This window comes from Ruminococcus sp. AM42-11, from assembly GCF_003480145.1.
Lineage (GTDB): Bacteria > Bacillota > Clostridia > Lachnospirales > Lachnospiraceae > Blautia_A > Blautia_A faecis.
The window spans coordinates 21,389-42,063 of the sequence record NZ_QUIO01000003.1 but is presented as its reverse complement, the minus strand read 5'-3'; the positions used below and the strand labels follow the sequence as shown (position 1 = coordinate 42,063).

Below are 20,675 nucleotides of genomic sequence, written 5' to 3'. Positions count from 1 at the left end.
TGCCTATGAAAAATAAAACAAAAAGAAAAAATAGGATTTTCCGGGTTCTGTTGGCCACAATGTTGATTTTGTTCGGAGTTTCATTTAGAAATGATGGAAAAATTGGGATTAGTGGTGTTCAGTCTGTACAGGCGGCCACTAAGAACGTAGTTGTCAGATTCTGGAATCAAAGTGGAAAAACATCTTATTCCAAGCTGCGTATAAAGGTAAGTGCCGGGAAAAAAATTAAGCTTCCGGCAGTTCCTGCAATTACCGGATACAAAAATCTTGGCTGGTCCACTCAGAAAAACGATACCAAAGCGGTATATGCCGCGGGGAAAAAAATACGTCTGAAAAAGAATATAAATCTGTACGCGGTGCGTAAAAAAGTTGGTATATATAAAGTTTATTTCTATGATAATACCGGAAGCACCAGTACAGTATTTAAGAAACTAAACAAAGCTGTTACAAAAAACGGATATCTTACCTTGCCAGAGCTTCCACAAAAAAGCGGCTATAAGGCAGTTGGATGGAGTACTAAAAAGAATGCTTCCCAAGCAGCGTATACAGAGGGTCAGAAGATTCGAATCAAAAAAAATATAAAATTATACGCTGTTTACGAATCAGATACAACATTTACAGTGGCTTTGTGCAAGAATGATGGAACCGTTTACAAGACAGAGAATGTAGCATCTGGAAGTTCTTATACATTGCCGTCTGTAAGAAATGCATCCGGATACACCTTTATGGGATGGGATATCCAGTTAGGAAAAAGCACAGCACCGCGTTATGAAGCTGGTGATACTATTACAGTAAACAGCAACATAAAGCTGTATGCAGTTGTGTTTAACCGTTCCGCTGAGGAAGACCTGACTCTTTCAGAGCTTCTGCAATCCGCAAGCAGCTGGAAGATTGGAAATGGCAGCAGCCGGGGGTACAATCACATTATTTTTGTAGGAGACTCCCGTACCAATCGTATGCAGAGAACGCTGCAAAATTTAAATTCAGGGTATTATGAGTCGAATCTGCTGCGTGATATTGATTTTGTATACGAAGAGGGAAAGGGCCTTGAATGGCTGAAGTCTCAGGGAATGAATACGGTTCTTTCTATTGCAGAAGAGAATTATTCCGTTCTGAAACCGACTGCGGTTATTTTTAATCTGGGAGTAAACGATCCTGGAAATATGTATGATTATATTTCTTATTATCAGGAGATTGCTGAGAGCTTACAGAAAAAGAACTGCAAGCTGTTCTTTATGTCGGTGAATCCGGTAAACAGTAAGACAATCGAATATCTTGGTAAGAATGCAATCCGAAAAGAAGAAGTAATCCGCAAATTCAATTCTGTTGTGGGTAGTGCTCTTGGCAGCACTTTCGAATATATTGATACGTATTCTTATCTGATGGAGAATGGATATGGTACCAATATTAGTGGAACTGGAGTTGACCTGCCAGACGATGATGGACTTCATTACACCACCAAGACTTACAAACGAATTTTTAAGTATTGTCTGGATTATCTTATATTGCATTAAACGTTTAGAGAAATACTGAGAATGAGGCAACTTTGCAATAGAAAAGTACTTACAGAAGAGAAGATCTTTGTCCAAAAGTGTCGAAGCTTAACAGACAGGATCTTCTTTTATTCCCTGGAAAAATATCCTTGCGCGAATAAGAGGAATAGTCTATACTATAGAGAAATGAGTGTTTGGAAAAATGAGGAGAAAGAGGAACTAATTATGAAACTTACAACAGTAAAAGAGATTTACAGAGAACGGGATAAATACCTGGATCAGGAGATTACTGTAGGCGGCTGGGTACGAAGCGTTCGTGATTCCAAGACCTTTGGATTTGTTGTTCTCCATGATGGAACATATTTTGAGACCCTTCAGATCGTTTACCATGATACAATGGACAATTTTGCTGAGATTTCCAAACTGAATGTAGGCGCAGCGATTATTGTAAAGGGAACTCTGGTAGCGACTCCACAGGCGAAACAGCCATTTGAGATCCAGGCTGCAGAAATTTCTGTAGAGGGAACATCCGCACCAGATTATCCACTTCAGAAGAAACGTCACAGCCTTGAGTATTTAAGAACGATCACACATCTTCGTTCCAGAACCAATACCTTCCAGGCTGTTTTCCGTGTACGTTCCCTCTGTGCATATGCAATACACAAATTCTTTCAGGAGAGAGGATTTGTTTATGTACACACTCCGCTGATCACAGGAAGTGACTGCGAGGGTGCAGGTGAGATGTTCCAGGTTACAACCATGGATCTGAATAACATTCCTACAGATGATAAGGGAAATATTGATTATTCTCAGGATTTCTTTGGCAAGGAGACAAATCTGACTGTAAGCGGTCAGTTGAACTGTGAGACATTTGCACAGGCATTCCGTAATGTATATACATTTGGACCAACTTTCCGTGCTGAGAACTCCAACACCACACGTCATGCAGCTGAGTTCTGGATGATCGAGCCTGAGTGTGCATTTGCTGATCTTGAAGACAACATGAATCTTGCAGAAGCGATGCTGAAATATGTGATCAGATATGTTCTTGAGAATGCTCCGGAGGAAATGAACTTCTTCAATTCTTTTGTGGACAAAGGACTTCTTGACAGATTGAATCATGTGGCAAACTCTGAGTTCGGTCGTGTTACCTATACAGAAGCAATTGAGCTTCTCGAGAAGAATAATGACAAGTTTGATTATAAAGTATCCTGGGGATGTGATCTGCAGACAGAACATGAGCGTTATCTGACAGAACAGATTTTTAAGAAACCTATTTTTGTTACAGACTATCCAAAGGAAATTAAAGCATTCTATATGAAAGCAAACGAGGATGGCAAGACCGTTGCAGCTATGGACTGCCTGGTTCCTGGAATTGGTGAGATTATCGGTGGAAGCCAGAGAGAGGATGACTATGGTAAGCTGAAAGCTCGTATGGAAGAGCTTGGGCTGAAGGAAGAAGACTATGACTTCTATCTTGATTTGCGTAAATATGGTTCTACACGTCATTCAGGATTTGGTCTTGGATTTGAGCGCTGTGTAATGTATCTCACAGGAATGGGCAATATCCGTGACGTAATTCCATTCCCGAGAACAGTTAACAACTGCGATTTATAAAATGAGGTAAAAGAATGAGATTTATTCATCTTGCAGATGTACATCTTGGTGCAGTGCCTGACAGAGGCTGCCCATGGAGCGACAAGCGGAAGAATGAAATCTGGGAAACATTCCGCCGGGTTATTGCGGGTATCCGCGAAAATCCGGTGGATTTGTTATTTATAGCCGGAGATTTGTTCCATCGTCAGCCGCTTCCATATGAATTGAAAGAAGTAAACGATTTATTTTCTGGGATACCGGAAACCCGGGTATATTTAATGGCTGGAGAAAGGGATTATTTGAAAGAAAATTCTTTTTACAGAAGTTTCGCCTGGGCACCGAATGTGACTTTTTTTCCGGAAGAGAAGGTAACCTGTGTGAAAGATACGCAATTCGGGGTATATGTTTATGGAATGAGCTATGAACATTCACAGATCAGACAGCCCTTGTATGATGGCGTACGCCCTGTGAAAAATGATGGAGTGCATATTCTTATAGCTCATGGCGGTGATGAAAGCCATTGCCCATTAAATACAGCTGCGCTTGCAGGAGCAGGTTTTGATTATATTGCATTGGGTCATTTCCATACTCCCCAGAACGTAATAAGAGATGTGGCTGCTTACAGCGGAGCTCTTGAGCCAATTGAAAGCAATGATCTGGGAGCACATGGCTACATTGAGGGAAGGATTGAAAATGGAAAAGTGAAAACCAGATTTGTGCCGTTTTCTATTCGAACCTATAGTCAGCTTCTTCTCAATGTAAATGAAGAAAGCACCCAGCTATCTATTGAAGAAGCTTTGAAGGATGAGATATTTAAAAAAGGCGGACTGAATATATATCGTGTAATTCTTCAAGGGAAAAGAAAACCAGAGCTTTTTCTGATTCCGGAAAAACTGAAATCCTTTGGAAATATTACAGAAGTACTGGATGAGACCAGACCTGCTTATGATCTGGAAGAACTGCAAAAAAAATATGCCGGAACTTTGATAGGGGATTATATCTGCTTTTTTATGGAAAAAAACAGAAATACAGTGGAAGATAAGGCCTTGTACTATGGTTTGCAGGCACTGTTGGAGACAAGACATTCCAGCTGACACAAAGCAGATAGTAACAGAAAATATGTATTGCAGTGTAAAATTGAGATGTATGTGCGAGGGAATAAGGTTATATGATTTTTAAACGCATATTAATAAATAATTTTGGTGGGCTTCGGGAAAAAGACATAGAACTGACCTCTGGAGTAAATGTGCTCTATGGACTAAAAGAAACAGAAATGAACATTGTGTTTATCTTTGTGAAGAGCATGTTCTTTGGAGTGCCTGAGGAAATGCAGGAAAAGAATGGAATTTATGAAAAAGCAGGAACTGAAGCTTCCCGGGAAAAATATGGTGGAACTATATGGTTTCAGCACAATGGAAAAGATTACCGCCTGACGCGGGAAACAGGGGCAGGAATCCATAATTGTGAGCTGTTCTGTGAAGATACCAGAGAAATTTTAAATGGGGAAAATGGAGCCCTCGAGAGGATCCTTGGGGGATTTAGTGAGAACCTGTTCGACAATACTGTTATGGTAGAATCACTTAGCGGTAGTTCTTCCAGGGAAATGGCAAAGGAACTACAGAATAAACTGGCTGTTCTCAGCAAAAGCGGAGATGGTCTGGTGGATCTTGGAAGAACGGAGCAGATGCTGAAGATGTGGCGCAAGGGATATCTCACCCAGAAAGAACGTGGCAGGAAAGCAGTTCAGAGAGAACAGGAAAAACTGAGCGAGAAACTGGAAAGTCTGCAGAATGACCTGGATGGACTCGGGACCAGAAGGGGCAGGTGGTTCAGGCGCAGGCAAAAATCTATTCGGCAGCAGGGAAAGAAGAAGCCACTGTGATTGAAGAACAGCTGCAGACTATAGAGAAAAAGAATCTGGGAATGGTGATAGCAGGTATTCTGGCCGTTATTGTGGGAATTATTGGTATTGTTGGAAGATTTCAGTTAACTGATGAGATGTCTAAAATAGGAATGGATGTATGCATCATTGCTGCTGTTGTGGCAATGGTTTATACACTTACTGCACGAAGAAAGCTGCATATGGAGTTTGTAAAGCTAAAGAAGAAAAAAGTGTATTTGCAGTCACAGCAGGAAAAGCTGAAATCCAGTAAAGAAGATATTGATGGAATTTACGGTGAGAAACTGACTGCTTTTACGAATTTGCAGAGCGAATATCAGGAATTTGAGCTGGAAATGTCACTTCCTACTTTTGAAGATCTGGAAACACAGTCCTTGAACCTGGCTATGGATACCATTAAAGAGCTGTCACGTAGTATTTATCTTGAGAAAGGCAGAAAGATTCGGATTCGGGCATCCCAAATTTTCAGGGAACTTACAGATGGAAAATATATAGAGTTCTATGGAGATGAGGGACAGAGTTTAGAACTGTGTCTGGAAGAGGGAACTGTTTTGGCAGAAAATCTGGAAAAGGAAAATATTGAAATGCTGTATTTTTCTATTCAGATGGCTGCTGCTGAGTTGTTCACGAATGAAACTGTTTTTCCGGTTATTTTGGATGACATTTTCCATGGGAAGAATCAGGATAAGCTTATGGTAGTTTTCAGGTGGCTGAAAAAACAGCCCAGGCAGGTGCTGTTTTTTACCAATAATAAGGATATGGCTGACATTTTTTAGAAAACTGTTACAGTGAATGTTAAGTGATCACGAAGCTTGTAACTGTGAAAGTACTGAACAGTTCAAATAAATTATAACAAAACAAGAGGCTGACACCTGGAAGGGGCAGCCTCAAATTATTTTATTTATTTCTCATACTGAGCCATATATTTGTTTACACAGCGTTTAATCCTGTCAACTGGATTCAGCAGATGGCTTACAGACATATCATGATTCAGTGTATCAATGATCAGTGCAATGTATTTGCTCATATCACAGGAAATGTAATATGGTTTTGCAAGAAGTTCCTCAGACTGATATACCATATTGGTAGTGAGAAGCTTGTCAAACACGCCAGCAGCATGTGCTTCATCGAATTTCTTAAGGTTGTCTGTAAACAGACCGAAAGTGGAGCAAAGGTAAATTCTGCCGGCACCCCTGTCCTTAAGAAGAGAAGCAATCTTCAGGATAGTGTCACCAGAAGAGATCATGTCATCAATCAGGATCATATCCTTGCCTGCTACATTTGGACCAAGGAACTCATAGGCTGCAATCGGATGTCTTCCTCCTACATTCTTGGAGTAGTCAAGGCGTTTGTAATACATGCCCATATCAACACCCAGGATGTTTGCAAGATAGATCGCACGGCTCATGCTGCCCTCATCCGGGCTGATGATCATAAAATGCTCATTGTCAATATGAAGTCCCTGCTCATGGTTAAGAAGAGCCTTGATAAATTGATAAGAAGGCTGAACAGTCTCAAATCCATGAAGTGGGGTGGCATTCTGAATCTGTGGGTCATGTGCGTCGAAAGTGATAATATTTTCAACTCCCATATTTATCAGTTCATGAAGGGAAGTAGCACAGTCAAGAGACTCTCTTCCAATACGCTTGCTCTGACGACCCTCATAAAGGTATGGCATGATTACATTCACGCGGCGGGCCTTTCCTCCAATAGCTGCAATTACACGCTTCAGATCCTGATAATGATCATCTGGGGACATCAGGTTGGTGTATTTGCCAATTGGATATGAGATGTTGTAGTTACATACATCTACAAGAATATAAACATCATCTCCTCGCACGGACTCGGTGATCACACATTTACCTTCTCCGGAACCGAAACGAGGGTTCTGAACTTTGATTGTATAGGAATCTCTTTTGTATCCTTCAAAGGCGAAAGAATCTGATTCTGAATGCTCACGCTCCTTACGCCACTTAACGAGCCATTCGTCGACTTTCTGTCCAAGGCTCCTGCAGCTTTCCAAAGGAACTAATCCCAGTCTTCCAACGGGAAGTGTAGTCAATTCTTCTTGTGCCATTCTTTACTTTCCTCCTAAAAAAATTTTCTGAATGCGGATATCTTTTCCCACAAGCTTGGTCATCTGATAGTTGCTGGCGATGCGGGAAAAGGTTCTCTCAGAATAAGTTGCTGAGAAATCTTCCAGCTTCAGGTTTGTGGAAATAATCGTAGATTTCTTGCGCATGATCCGCTCATTGATACACAGGAAAAGCTGTGAAGATACAAAGCTGTTGGTAAGCTCTGTACCCAGGTCATCAATGATCAGCAGGTCACAGTCAAAAATCGGTTCATCATCGGGAGCGTCATTGCCTCTGGAAAAAGCAGAGCCTGCAAGAAAATCAAAAAGCTCGAATGAAGAAAAATAAAGCACACAGTGTGCACTGTCCAGAAGATCGTGAGCGATGCAGTGGGAAAGAAAGGTCTTGCCCACACCGGTGTCGCCGTAGAAAAACAGGTTCTGGAAAGAATTGTCAAAGTCAGCGACAAATTCCTTCGCCATCTTATACGCGCGACATGCAGTCTCACGTTCGGTGAGTCCCGTTGAATCATTTGTTATTGTATCAGAATAAAAGTCAAAAGAAAAGTGGTCAAAGTTCTCTTTTTCAAGAATTTCTTTTAAATTTGACTGTGTATACAGAAGTTCGATCTCTGCCTTCTTGAAACAGGAGCATTTCTGGCTGCCGATATAGCCAGTATCCTGGCAAAGAGGGCAGGTGTAGCTCATCTCCAGATAATCAGCAGGATAGCCGGAAGAAAGCAGTAATGCAGTGCGTTCTTGGGAAAGCAGGGCAATATCATTGCGAAGATCTTCAATGCCGACTTCCTGGCGGCTGATCAGGGCCCGGGCCTTCCTGGCACTTAAAGTAGCTACTTCCTCGTCGATTTCACGCAGACGGGGAATTTTCTCATAGGCTTCAGCAAGATGCTCTTCCTGTATGCGGCGGTTCCGGGCCTGGCGACGGTTGTATTCCCGCATTATAGTATCGTATTGGTAATTCTGTAAGGGCATGTAAATTCTCCTTCCAGGTTGTAAGATGTTCGTATGTGTTTTAAATAAAAATCTGTTTCCAGGATTTAATTTGGTTTATTAAGCAGTTTCTTCTCATATTCAGCAAAATCGTAGTCACGCTGATGGAAATTGTTAAAGCGGTTTGGAGTTGCAGATTTCGGCTTGTCTGCTTTCGACACTGCTTTTTCCAGTTTGCGCTTCTGGTGCTGGGCATCCTGAAGACGGACATCCCCTAAAGTGCGGATATTCTTATCCTTCCAGCGCTGCAGAATTTTGTCTGCATATGGAAAACTTGGCTGTCCAGTCTGCAGAATTGTCCGTGAGCAGGCTTCCTGAATCAATTCCATGGCAAAACCATAGTCCCTGGTCCAGGTATTGATCAGCGAAATTTCCGCGTCTGAAGGATTGCGGTTGGCAATTCCCATCGCTTTCAGAACAGAAAAATATTCTTTGCTGTAGCGGGAGGTGGAATCCTTTGCCATTTCAACTGTGGTAATTCCTTCCTCCTTCCATGCCATGGCAACCGTCTCGATATAACGGATGCTGCGGTGGTCACGTCCCACACAGTATTCGATCAGATAATCAATCAAATCTACAGACATGTGCAGCTCGTCGTAGAAAAACAGGATCTTGCGTGTCTCTGTGGGGGTGAGCGTTTTGCCGAGGTATTGCTCGGCAATGTAAAGAAGCTGGATAATATCTTCATTCTGTTTCAGCTCCTTCACACGATCCGGGGTAAGCGCTTTCGTCTCGGAACGTGGTTTGGAGAAAGAAGGGGGGACAGGCAGATCGGTGCTGCGGCGGGAGACCTGATCAGTCTGCAACGGTTTATCAGTGGGGACACTGGGAATGCCGGCTGTGGGTTCTGGGGCAGAAATGTGATAAGCATCAGGCACATCTCCGAGCGAACCAGCGTTACAGATACCTGCGGGAGTCACCGTAGCCAGGATATCTGCTTCATTCCACGGTGCCTGTAAGGTAATTCCTGTCAATTCAGCTTCCTCGTATAAGAGGGTAATCAGCTTCTCAGACTCCCAGTATTTCAGCGCACGGAGGATATCTCCTTCTGTACAGAACAGGGAATCTGCCATCTGGGAAAGCCCGAAAGCTTCCTCCGGGCGGCCAAGCATACGGAGCAGATAAATATAGACTTTTACAAATTCTCCATTTGCCTTTGGCATAAAACGGTCGATAAAAATATTGGATAAAATGGTGGCATCATTAAGCCCTGTACTATGTAACCTGATCATGGAAACACTCCTTATCTGGGAATATGAATCATCACTGTTCATTGTGTTTGCATTATAGCACACCCCTTTTTAAATGAGAATAGGAGATTTTTTGCCGGGATTTTTACAAAATGTGTGTGGACTACTATGTGGATAATGTGGATAATGTGGAAACCAAGTTGCACATAATGTTTATGGGAAACCCGAAAAATGCGGAAAATTAAAGAAAAACTGTGATTTTTGTCGAGTTATGTCGTAGTATTATGTTAAGCACTTTATACACATAAGAATCCACATGCAGGCCAGTGCAAAAATGTGCATAAGCCTGTGGATAATGTGGATAACTATTAAATTGCTTGAATTTCCAAGCTTTTTTCAATGTGGATAATTATTTTTGGCAAAAACAGTCTGTGATCGTGGATATGAGAAGGTATGCACGTTTTGCCAGGAAAAACAGATCAGAGACAATAAAAATGGTAAAACAAAAACAGCGGATGCCAGGTCTTAAAAGGACATGACAACCGCTGAAATTGCAATCAATTATTTTCCAAGTAACTGTTCTCCGATTTTAACAACATCTCCGGCACCCATTGTGATCAACAGATCTCCGGCTTCACAATTATTCAGCAGGAAATTCTCAATCTCATCAAAGGTTGGGAAATATTCGCATGGAGTACCAAGCTCCTGGATCCGTGCCTGCAGATCCTTGGAAGAGATTCCAAGATTATCTGTTTCTCTTGCTGCATAAATGTCTGCCAGAACCACATGATCGGCAAGCTTAAGAGCCTGTGCAAATTCCGGAAGAAGAGCTTGGTACGTGTGTAAGTATGAGGCTGGAATACGCACCACAGCTTCTTGTGTGGATAATTGTGTGCAGCGTTTAAAGTAGCCTGGATTTCTGTTGGATGATGCGCATAATCATCAACAATGGTAACGCCTGCTACTTCGCCTTTATACTGGAAACGGCGATCTGTTCCTGTGAAACTGCCAAGTCCTTTGACAATGACATCATCCGGAATCTGAAGAAGCCGAGCCAGAGCAATTGCTGCCAGGGCATTGGAAACATTGTGGCTGCCAGGAACTTTCAGATAGAAATTGCCGGCCTTTCTGCCATCCTTCAGAACGGTAAAGGATGCATGTCCATATTTGTCATAAGTGATATCTGTGGCCTGATACTGAGCTTCATGCTCCAGACCATATGTAATAATTTTGCATGAAAGGTCTTTGATAATATCCTGATAATGCGGCGTATCAGCATTAATGATCAGGGCTCCGTCTGCGGGAAGCAGCTGGGCAAATCTGCGGAAGGAATGACGGATGTCGTCAATATCCTTAAAAAAGTCCAGATGGTCAGCATCAATGTTCAGGATCACACTGATCTTCGGGAAAAAGCTTAAAAAGCTGTTGGTATACTCACAGGCTTCTGTGACAAATGTTTCGGACTGACCTACTCGGATATTTCCCCCGATAGAAGGAAGAATGCCGCCAACACTGATGGTCGGATCCGCATCTGCTTCCAGAAGAATCTGGGAGATCATGGAAGTAGTGGTGGTCTTGCCATGGGTTCCGGAAACTGCGATTGGGGTATCGTAGTTGCGCATGATCTGACCAAGAAGCTGGGCTCTGGTCAGCATTGGAATGCCTTTTTCCACTGCACTGGCATATTCCGGGTTATCCGGATGAATGGCTGCAGTGTAAACTACAAGTTCTACATCGTCTGTAATATTGGAAGCGCGCTGTCCGTAAAAGATGCGTGCACCTTTCCTGGTAAGGGAATCCGTAAGCGGGCTTTCTTTGGAATCAGAGCCGGAAACCTTGAAATCCTCGCCGAGAAGGATCTCAGCAAGTCCGCTCATGCTGATTCCGCCAATACCGATAAAATGGATATGAAGCGGTTTATGGAAGTCTATCTGATACATGTTAATCTCCTTATGCTAATCATTTTTGAAGCGATTCAATATTCATTGAAGGAAAAGCCTCCTGAATCGTTATGAATTTTTACAATTACTTTCATTTATTATACCCCGAACTGTGAAAATTGCAAAGTATTTCTTTGGATAGTCGGTAACCAATATAAGATTCGTTACTGTCTACTTCATTCACAGTAACGCGCTTCGCGATGCACAGAAATCATGCAAAGCATGATTTCGCGCCGCAATTCTCGGGTTTTTTGTGAACTTTGTTCACAAAAAACACCTCGTTGAACATTACCAGTGAACAGTAACTAAGATTCCCATTATGGTTCACTCTATGACCGGTAATACGCTTTGCGCTGCATATCATGCCGAATACCTTTTTCAGACAGTCCCCAAAGGACAGTGACACTACTGTGCAAAATGAATAAAAAATAGTGGTCGAAGTTTTATTTGTGTCGAAAAAACATGTACAATAACGATAAAAAAAATAAAATATCAACAAATAATTTGTAAAATATGTTTATTAAACATAGGAAGTATGGTATAATGATAAATCATAACTACAACAAGAGGTGATAGCATGATTAAAAAAGAAATGATTGCCATGCTCTTAGCCGGCGGCCAAGGCAGCAGACTTGGGGTACTGACAGAAAAAGTGGCCAAACCAGCAGTAGCTTTTGGAGGTAAGTATCGTATCATTGATTTTCCGTTAAGTAACTGTATTAATTCCGGAATTGATACAGTTGGAGTCCTGACACAGTATCAGCCTCTGAGACTGAATACCCATATCGGTATCGGTGTTCCGTGGGATCTGGACAGAACTGAAGGCGGTGTAACCGTACTTCCACCTTATGAGAAGAGCACAAACAGCGAGTGGTACACAGGAACAGCCAATGCCATTTTCCAGAATATGGCGTATATGGAGCAGTACAATCCCGATTATGTGCTTATCCTTTCAGGAGATCATATATATAAGATGGATTACGAGGTTATGCTCGACTTCCACAAGGCAAATAAGGCGGATGTGACCATTGCCTGTATGCCTGTACCTATTGAGGAAGCCAGCCGTTTCGGCATCATGGTAACGGATGAGACTTTCCGTGTAACTGAATTTGAGGAGAAACCAGAGCATCCAAGCAGCAATCTGGCATCTATGGGAATTTATATTTTCAGCTGGCCGGTTCTGAAGGAAGCGCTTTACGCACTGAAGGATCAGCAGAGTTGTGACTTTGGTAAACATATTCTTCCATATTGCAAGGATAAAGGACAGCGCCTTTTCGCCTATGAATACAATGGCTACTGGAAAGATGTTGGAACTCTTGGTTCCTACTGGGAAGCAAATATGGAACTGATTGATATTATTCCTGAGTTTAATCTTTATGAGGAATTCTGGAAGATTTACACCAAGGGGGATATCATCCAGCCGCAGTATATTTCAGAAGAGGCCGTTCTGGACAGATGTCTCATCGGTGAAGGCTCTGAAATCTATGGCGAAGTACATAATTCTGTAATCGGATCGAATGTTGTGATCGGAAAAGGCAGTGTGATCCGGGATTCCATTATCATGCGGAATACAACCATCGGTGAGAATGTAAACATGGAAAAGGCAATTGTGGCAGAGGACGTAACCATAGGAAATGATGTGGTTCTTGGCTGCGGCGAGGAAGCACCTAATATAAAGAAACCTGCGGTATATGCATTTGGCATTGCGACCATAGGAGAAGGCTCCGTGATTCCGGATAATGTTAAGATTGGAAAGAACACGGCGATTTCCGGTGTGACCACCCAGGCAGATTATCCGGATGGCATTCTGGAAAGCGGACAGGTAATTGCAACAAAGGACGGTGACAAAGCATGAGAGCAATCGGAATTATTTTAGCCGGCGGTAACAATAACCGCATGAGAGAATTATCAGACAAAAGGGCAATTGCAGCAATGCCTATTGCCGGAAGCTACAGAAGCATAGATTTTGCCCTGAGTAATATGGCGAACTCCCGCATTCAGAAAGTAGCTGTACTGACTCAGTACAATGCACGTTCCCTGAATGAGCATTTAAGCTCCTCCAAATGGTGGGATTTCGGAAGAAAGCAGGGCGGTCTTTTCGTATTTACTCCTACTATCACCAAAGAAAACGGTTTCTGGTATCAGGGAACTGCAGATGCTATTTATCAGAATCTCAATTTCCTGAAGAACAGTCATGAGCCATATGTTGTCATCGCATCCGGTGACTGCGTGTACAAGATGGACTATAACAAGGTTCTGGAATATCACATTGCGAAACGCGCTGACATTACCGTTGTATGCACTACATGTCCGGATCCTTCCGAGGTTGAGCGTTTCGGTGTCCTTCGCATGAATGAGGACTGCAGGATTGAGGAATTTGAGGAGAAGCCAATGGTTTCCCCATATAATACTATTTCTACAGGTATTTATGTGATCCGAAGAAGACAGCTGATCGAACTGATTGAGAAGGCTGCACAGGAAGGTCGAAATGACTTTGTAAAAGATATTCTGATCCGTTATAAGAATCTGAAGAGAATCTATGGATATAAGATCGACAGCTACTGGAGCAATATTTCCACTGTTGAATCTTACTATAAGACCAACATGGATTTCCTGAAACCGGAGATCCGTAACTACTTCTTCAAACAGGAGCCAGCAGTTAAGACCAAGATTGATGATCTTCCACCGGCTAAATACAATCCTGGCGCAGATGTTAAGAATTCTCTGATTTCCAGTGGATGTATTGTAAACGGAGTGGTTGAGAATTCTGTCCTGTTTAAAGATGTTTATGTTGGAAATAATTGCGTAATTAAAAATTCCGTAATTTTGAATGATGTATATCTGGGGGATAATACACATATCGAGAATTGTATCGTTGAAAGCCGGGGAACCATCCGGGCAAATTCGTACTACAGCGGTGATGGAGAAGTAGAGATCGTTGTGGAGAATAATGATAGATATAGCTTGTAATATAATAAGACTTAAAGCGCAGTAAATGCGATTAAGAGGAAAGGGGCAGCAAAAATGAACATTACAGACGTACGGGTGAGAAAGGTTGCAAAGGAGGGGAAGATGAAAGCTGTAGTCTCCATTACCATTGATGAAGAATTTGTAGTACATGACATCAAGGTGATCGAAGGAGAGAAAGGTCTTTTCATCGCAATGCCAAGCCGCAAAGCAACCGATGGAGAATATCGGGATATCGCGCATCCAATCAATTCTTCCACTCGTGACAAGATCCAGACGATCATTCTCGAGAAATACCAGGAAGCTGCAGCAGAGGAAGAAGCTGCGGTATAAGAAGGAGAGAGGTTTTTACATCCCGCATTTTATGGAGAGATTCATGAAATGCGGGATATTTTGCAAAAACATTCCTGTGATTTGCCCAAACTATTTCACGGTATATTGTGCCTGAATTTGTTCTATAACCATGTATTTCATTATCTTTCCAGATTCTGGATAATTGTGAAATATTACGTAAATGTTACAAAGGTTAAATAAAAGTGTTGAAAAAATTACGAAATATGTTATACTTGACATACGAAAAAAATAACGAGGTGTTTACATAGATGAGATTTAAAAAGATTTTTTCAATGTTGTTAACTGGAATCATGATTGTTTCTATGCACGGGGCAGTATTTGCTTCTTCTACGGAGGAACAGATCGCTGATGTACAGGCACAGAAAGAAGCTGCGCAGGCAGAACTGGCACAGCAGCAGTCCAACATGGCATCTCTGGAGAGCAAGAAGCAGGAGCTTGAAAGCTATCTGGAAGAGCTGAATGCTCAGTATACAGACCTTACCAACAGTGTATCTGAGCTTGGAATTCAGGCAGCGGAGAAAGAAGAGCAGCTGAAAACTCTGAATACCCAGCTTGAGGAAGCCAAGGCCACAGCGGACAAGCAGTATCAGGATATGAAGAAGCGTATTGTATACATGTATGAGAATGGAAGTGCTTCCATGCTGGAGCTGCTTTTGTCCTCAGAAGATCTGGCTCAGTTTCTGAACCGTGCAGAAAATATAGCCAGATTTCCCAGTATGACAGAGACATGCTTGCTAAATATAAAGCCCTTCAGGCAGATATCAAGGCCCAGGAAGAGCAGGCAGAAGAGGAAGCTCAGAATATTAATGAACTTCTGGCAGAGAAATCTGCCAAACAGCAAGAGGTACAGGCACTTACTGCAAGCACAAATGAGAACATTCAGTCCTATATTTATCAGATCAGTGCCAGCCAGGATGAAATCAGTGCTTTAAATACACAGATCAGTAATGCAGACAGCAGTATTTACAGCCTTTTGCAGGCTGCAGAGGCAGAGAAAGCAGCCCAGGAGGCGCAGGTAGCCCAGGAAGCTGAGGCTGCCGCCCAGTCACCAAGTGACGGGGAAAACTATGGCACAGAGGAATCCTACGATGACTACAGCGAGTCTGAAAGTGATTCCAATCAGGACGCAGATGACAGCAGTGCCTATGATGATTCTTATACCGAGTCATCGGACAGCAGTGAAAGCTCCGACAGTTCTTCCGAGGGCAGTAGTTCATCTTCACAGGGAACCTACCTTGGAACCTTTACTCTCACCGCATACTGTAACTGTGCACAGTGCTGCGGAACAGCAGGAAACCTGACAGCCAGCGGAACTGTTCCTACAGCGGGAAGAACCGTTGCCATGGCTGGTGTGCCATTCGGAACTCAGCTCCTGATCAATGGAAATGTGTATACAGTGGAGGATCTTGGAACACCTTACGGACATGTGGATATTTATTTTAACAGCCATTCAGAGGCACTTGCATTTGGACTTCAGAGTGCGGAGGTTTACAGACTGAATTAAGGAAAAAGAATACGCCCTGACAGGATTAAGATCATTAAAATCTTCTGCTTGTCAGGGCATTTGTCTGCAATAATATATAGGGGGGATTGTTATAAATACGGTTCTCCCGGAATTTCCGGATAGCTTCCCATTCCGATCAGCAGTTCCAGGCCGATCTGTCTTGCCTGGAGTACAGCCTCTTTCACAGCACTGGCATCTCCGGAGAGGGCAAGGATAACTTCATTGGAATGGCTTGTACCGATACTCGGTGTCATATAGCGTGTAATATGAACTGCAGAAGCCTTCATTGCAGTGTCTGCCATTACAAGTCCAATCGCTGCCGGAGAACCTGCCATGAATCCGAAAGCTTCCCCTGGAACTGCGTGAAAGGCCATGGCAAGAGCACCGCCTGCATTGGCTGAAAAAGCAAACTCCAAATGACCGGATTCGCTGATATATAATTCTCCTGCATACTTATTAGTTAGTTTCAGCGCCAGCGAAATAGCGTGGCGCACATCTGAAACATCATTTCCGCCAATCACAATATAGTTGCCGTGTCCACCCCAGCCTTTGGTATCCCGTGGAAATTCAATGGAAAGAACCTCTGTGCCAGTGGCTTTCACCGCATCATCGACAGCAGTGATCTGACCTGCTGCACCTGTACGGGAACTGAAAAGTCCAAGGGTATGATAGCGTGTCCCTATATTCATTTCCTTTAAAAGAGTATCATCAACTCCTGAAATTACAAGTCCGATGGTATCCAGAACAGCAGTTCCCACAAATTCAGTGCGGGCGCATTTGGTACTGATACTGTGTACGTCCATGGAAAAAACCTCCGTAGCATTACTTTTCCTTAGTTTAACATGATTAAGGGAAATTGAAAAGCTGTTTATCTATAATATTGCGCCTGCGCCGTCCATAGTTGGAAATATTTTCCACTTTTATCGGCAGCAAGCTCCTGGTGAGTTCCAGTCTGAATCACAGATCCTTCATGAAATACAACTATTTTATCGCAAAATTTGCAGGAAGACAGACGATGACTGATATAAATGGCAGTTTTATCGCCTGTTATTTCATTAAATTTTTCATATATTTCAGCTTCCGCAATGGGATCAAGAGCTGCAGTCGGTTCGTCCAATATAATAAAAGGGGCATTCTTATAAATAGCTCTTGCAATAGCTATTTTCTGAGCCTCTCCGCCGGAAATGATAATTCCCTTTTTATTGAAATCCTTGTAGAGATAAGTATTCAGACCTTCTGGCATTGTGGAAAGGCGATTGTAAAATCCGGATTTCTTCAGAGCACTTTTTACTTCTTCTTCGTCATAATTGATTTTGGCGGCTACATTTTCTCCAAGAGTCAGGGAAAAAAGTTTGAAGTCCTGAAATACCACGGAAAAAATCATCATATATTCTTTGTAATTATATTTTCGGATATCGATTCCGTTAAGAAGAATTTTTCCTTCTGTAGGATCGTAAAGGCGACATAGGAGTTTGATAAACGTAGTCTTTCCACTTCCATTCATACCAACGACAGCCAGCTTCTGACCGATTTTAAATTTCAAATTAATATTTCGAAGGGCATATTGTTCACATCCCGGATATCGGAAAGAAACATTTCGAAATTCTATTTCATACTTTCGGTCACTGCGTTTTTCAGTAGTCAGGCTTCCCTGATACATGTTATTGGGAATGTCCAGAAATTCAAATGTCTGTTTCAGAAAAACAGCATTGTTTTGCATATCTTCAATGGTGGAGATACAGCCGGATACACTTGAATATATTTTCGTAATAGAGGAAATATATTTTGTAACCGCTCCGATTCCAAAGGCACCTGTCCAGGCTTTTAAGCATACAAAAACATAGGCAATCCCTGTGAAAATTACAGATACTGCGGAAGACGCTGCCATGTAAAATCCAACAGGTCCCTTTCCATATCTGGCAAATAATCCCTTGGAACCGAAAGGATTTTCTTTGCTCAGATTATGCTTTTCGCATATTTTTTCCTGTTGGTAAATCCGCATATCCGCTGCCTTTTTGCTATCATAGCCCAGACGTCCGTAATATGCAAACAAACGATTGGAAAAGGTATGCAGATCTGCACTTCTGACCCAGTATTTTCCTGCCTTTCCAGCGAGTACAGGCGAAAACCAGGTAATCAGTACCATAACAGAAATTATGGCTGTTACACATACCGGATTGTTAAGAATAACAAGTTTTTCTGCTGTTTTTGGAATCTGGCTGGTGAAAAGGGAAATGGTCATGGATAAGCCACAAATGATCGAAAATCCTTCTGAACACAGAGCTTCATAATTTAACAGAACATTGTATAGTCCCCACCCAGGTCCATTGAGATTTTGAATAATGGAAGAATATAACTCCATAGTTTTGCTATCATCTAAATCACAGTAATCCATATCAAAAAGTTTTTCGCACAAAATTCGCTTGATTTTCATTCCAAGACCTGCGCTCCAAGTCCTTTTCCATTTTTTAAGAAATGCAGATATCAAGCTGATTCCTGCTCCGGATAATAAAGTAATCGTTACCAGAAGACGAATGCGGTCAGGGCTTCGGTCGCCTGCAAGTTCTTCAATAACAAGTGCAGATAAATATATGATTACATAGGGAGTCAGTGCTTTCCAGATGGTCAGACTGATTTGGGAAAGAATTAATTTTGGATAATATCGGTAAAAAAGCTTATATGCTCTGTGATTAAGCTGCAGTGCTTCTTTTAACGATATGTTTTTCTCATTTGTCTTCATTTTCCTCATCTCCTTCCCTGTAATATTTGCTTTGAACCTCATAGAGAGCAGCGTATTTTCCACTTTGCCTTAACAGCTCTTCGTGAGTTCCTTCTTCCTGTATTTCTCCCTGCTCCAGCATTAAGATTCTGCTGCAGAATCTGGTAGAAGCGAGCCGATGGGAGATATAAACTGAGGATTTTCCTTTTGTCATTTCGTCATATTTCTGATAAATGTCTGCTTCAGCAATGGAATCGAGTGCGGCAGTTGGTTCGTCCAATATAATAAAAGGGGCATCTTTATATAATGCGCGGGCGAGCATAAGGCGCTGTGTTTCTCCACCCGAAAACATAATTGCATTTTTGTAAACCTCACGATTCAGAAAGGTTTGATACTTATCTGGAAGAGCTTCTATTTTTGGAAGCAAGCCGGCTTTTTTGATACAATTTTTCACCTGTTTCAGGTCGAAATTTTCTGTTTGCGCCACATTTTCTGCAATGGTTCCCGCTAACAATGAAAAATCCTGAAACACTGCCGAGAACAGCTTATAATAGTCTTTTCTGTTATAGTTTCGGATATCTGTTCCATTCAATTTTACCTGTCCTTTTGTAGGATCAAGAAACCCACAGATTATTTTGATCAACGTAGTTTTCCAGCACCATTAAGACCTACAACTGCCAGATTTTCTCCTGGATGTAAGGTAAGATTTATATTTTTTAAAGTATCTGTTTCAGCTCCTGGATAGCGAAATGAAACATTTTCCAAAACAATTTCATAATTATTTTTAGCGTCCTGATTTAAGGTAAGTCCATCTTTGAAACGGAATAATTCCGGATAATCCAGACATTCCCGGACCGTGGAAATATCAAGAGACTGTCTATGTAATGTGCAAAGACCTTCCAGAATTCCTGTAACCCAGGTGGAAAAACTGTCCACTGCAGTAAAATAAAGCAAAAAAGCAGGCACATCAAGACCGCGGTATAATACCAAATAAATTAAATATGCGTAGACCGCTCCATTGCGCAGAAAAGTAAAAGTCAAATCTGCAATTCCAGCCCAGATATAAACATTTTCTGCTTTTCGATGAAATGCTGTAAATTCCCTGGCTGTTTTGCTGTATAATTCTTCCAGCCAGAAACGAAGACCGAAAATGTGGATATCTTTTGCTGCACCAAAGTCAGCTGCACGGTTTAATAAATATGCCATTTGATGTATATATTCAGCTTCTTCCTCCCGATGTTGATACTTATATTCATCTAATCTTTGAGAGATAAAATAACTGATTCCGGCAGTTGACAGAATGACCAAAATCAGAATTGGATGAATTTGTGTAAGAAGACCGGCGTAAATAAAAAAACAGACAATATTGATCAAAAGTACAGTTAGTGTATTCCAGATTGCTTCAGTGGCCTGATCGTTATTGTCCGTATATTCGGCCGATTTGGTCAGTAATTTTTTGAATTTCATATCGTCTATATTGGGATAAGATGTTGTGGATGCTTTTTTGTTTAAAAGATTTACAATCTCACAACGGACACTGATCCGTCCGCAAATTACGTTTTGATTTGCATAAGCCAATGCAGCTGATACCAGCATTATCATAAGCACAAAAATTACAATTGTAAAAAGCAGTTCCTGAATGGAAACATGATTTTCTATTGCACTTAATATGACAGGAGAAACATAAAGGTTAAGAAGGTTCTGTATAATGGTTAACAGTGCGATAAAAAAGCTGATCACCAGAACTTTCTTCTCCTGAGAAGTGCAGGCAAGTTTAATCATGAACCATATATTTTGAAAAGTACTGTATTTTGATACAGGATTTTTTTGAAACATGATTTTCCCTTCTTTCTTATTTTTCTTTTGATACCAGATTGCTACGTGCTTTGCACTCCCGCAATCTTCAAAAACATTCGTAATCCGCTCA

General features: G+C 41.8%; 16 protein-coding genes and 1 pseudogene. 9 read left to right on the top strand and 8 right to left on the bottom strand.

Going from position 1 to position 20,675, the window contains the following annotated elements:
• Positions 1-5: 5 nt before the first annotated feature.
• The 5 genes from DW904_RS02900 to DW904_RS02880 all read left to right on the top strand — a co-directional run bounded on the left by DW904_RS02900 (position 6) and on the right by DW904_RS02880 (position 5,765).
• On the top strand, positions 6-1,514 hold the full coding sequence (locus DW904_RS02900) for an InlB B-repeat-containing protein (RefSeq protein ID WP_173773067.1): 1,509 nt from the start codon (positions 6-8) through the stop codon (positions 1,512-1,514).
• A 204-nt stretch (positions 1,515-1,718) separates the two neighbouring features.
• Complete coding sequence (asnS, locus tag DW904_RS02895) at positions 1,719-3,110, top strand: asparagine--tRNA ligase (RefSeq protein WP_118578103.1); 1,392 nt, start codon at positions 1,719-1,721, stop codon at positions 3,108-3,110.
• Positions 3,111-3,124: 14 nt separating this feature from the next.
• Positions 3,125-4,183, top strand: coding sequence for a DNA repair exonuclease (locus DW904_RS02890; RefSeq protein WP_118577989.1), 1,059 nt, complete (start codon positions 3,125-3,127; stop codon positions 4,181-4,183).
• A 74-nt stretch (positions 4,184-4,257) separates the two neighbouring features.
• The gene (locus tag DW904_RS02885; RefSeq protein WP_118577988.1) at positions 4,258-4,971 is read left to right on the top strand and encodes a hypothetical protein; all 714 of its coding nucleotides are present in this window, start codon (positions 4,258-4,260) and stop codon (positions 4,969-4,971) included.
• Positions 4,914-5,765: a hypothetical protein gene (locus DW904_RS02880; protein WP_118577987.1), complete on the top strand. Its 852-nt coding sequence runs from the start codon at positions 4,914-4,916 to the stop codon at positions 5,763-5,765. The genes DW904_RS02885 and DW904_RS02880 overlap by 58 nt, the downstream gene beginning before the upstream one ends.
• Positions 5,766-5,890: 125 nt before the next feature.
• On the opposite strand, the gene DW904_RS02875 is transcribed toward DW904_RS02880, so the two are convergent.
• The 4 genes and pseudogenes from DW904_RS02875 to murC all read right to left on the bottom strand — a co-directional run bounded on the left by DW904_RS02875 (position 5,891) and on the right by murC (position 11,204).
• Complete coding sequence (locus tag DW904_RS02875) at positions 5,891-7,066, bottom strand: ribose-phosphate pyrophosphokinase (protein WP_118577986.1); 1,176 nt, start codon at positions 7,064-7,066, stop codon at positions 5,891-5,893.
• Positions 7,067-7,069: 3 nt separating this feature from the next.
• Positions 7,070-8,056, bottom strand: coding sequence for an ATP-binding protein (locus tag DW904_RS02870; RefSeq protein WP_118577985.1), 987 nt, complete (start codon positions 8,054-8,056; stop codon positions 7,070-7,072).
• A 65-nt stretch (positions 8,057-8,121) separates the two neighbouring features.
• Positions 8,122-9,306: a DnaD domain protein gene (locus DW904_RS02865; protein WP_243110277.1), complete on the bottom strand. Its 1,185-nt coding sequence runs from the start codon at positions 9,304-9,306 to the stop codon at positions 8,122-8,124.
• Positions 9,307-9,825: 519 nt separating this feature from the next.
• Positions 9,826-11,204, bottom strand: a pseudogene (gene murC / locus DW904_RS02860) (UDP-N-acetylmuramate--L-alanine ligase).
• Positions 11,205-11,781: 577 nt separating this feature from the next.
• Between murC and DW904_RS02855 the strand changes: the two are divergent.
• The 4 genes from DW904_RS02855 to DW904_RS23505 all read left to right on the top strand — a co-directional run bounded on the left by DW904_RS02855 (position 11,782) and on the right by DW904_RS23505 (position 16,029).
• Positions 11,782-13,059, top strand: a complete 1,278-nt coding sequence (locus DW904_RS02855) for a glucose-1-phosphate adenylyltransferase (RefSeq protein ID WP_118577984.1) — start codon at positions 11,782-11,784, stop codon at positions 13,057-13,059.
• Entirely contained in the window at positions 13,056-14,174 is a 1,119-nt protein-coding gene (glgD, locus tag DW904_RS02850) for a glucose-1-phosphate adenylyltransferase subunit GlgD (RefSeq protein WP_118577983.1), read from the top strand. Before DW904_RS02855 ends, glgD begins: the two co-directional genes overlap by 4 nt.
• A gap of 54 nt (positions 14,175-14,228) precedes the next feature.
• Positions 14,229-14,504, top strand: coding sequence for a septation regulator SpoVG (spoVG, locus tag DW904_RS02845; protein WP_118577982.1), 276 nt, complete (start codon positions 14,229-14,231; stop codon positions 14,502-14,504).
• Between the two features lie 748 nt (positions 14,505-15,252).
• Positions 15,253-16,029, top strand: coding sequence for a 3D domain-containing protein (locus tag DW904_RS23505; RefSeq protein WP_243110276.1), 777 nt, complete (start codon positions 15,253-15,255; stop codon positions 16,027-16,029).
• An 89-nt stretch (positions 16,030-16,118) separates the two neighbouring features.
• Here the strand turns inward: DW904_RS23505 and pduB are convergent, their stop codons facing one another.
• From pduB to DW904_RS02820, 4 genes are all read right to left on the bottom strand, one after another.
• Positions 16,119-16,832 (bottom strand): microcompartment protein PduB, encoded by a 714-nt coding sequence (gene pduB, locus DW904_RS02835; protein WP_118577981.1) that lies wholly within the window; start codon positions 16,830-16,832, stop codon positions 16,119-16,121.
• Between the two features lie 65 nt (positions 16,833-16,897).
• Entirely contained in the window at positions 16,898-18,769 is a 1,872-nt protein-coding gene (locus DW904_RS02830) for an ABC transporter ATP-binding protein (protein ID WP_118577980.1), read from the bottom strand.
• Complete coding sequence (locus DW904_RS02825; protein ID WP_118577979.1) at positions 18,756-19,391, bottom strand: ABC transporter ATP-binding protein; 636 nt, start codon at positions 19,389-19,391, stop codon at positions 18,756-18,758. Before DW904_RS02825 ends, DW904_RS02830 begins: the two co-directional genes overlap by 14 nt.
• Entirely contained in the window at positions 19,388-20,584 is a 1,197-nt protein-coding gene (locus DW904_RS02820) for an ABC transporter ATP-binding protein (RefSeq protein WP_118577978.1), read from the bottom strand. The genes DW904_RS02825 and DW904_RS02820 overlap by 4 nt, the downstream gene beginning before the upstream one ends.
• Positions 20,585-20,675 lie beyond the last annotated feature (91 nt).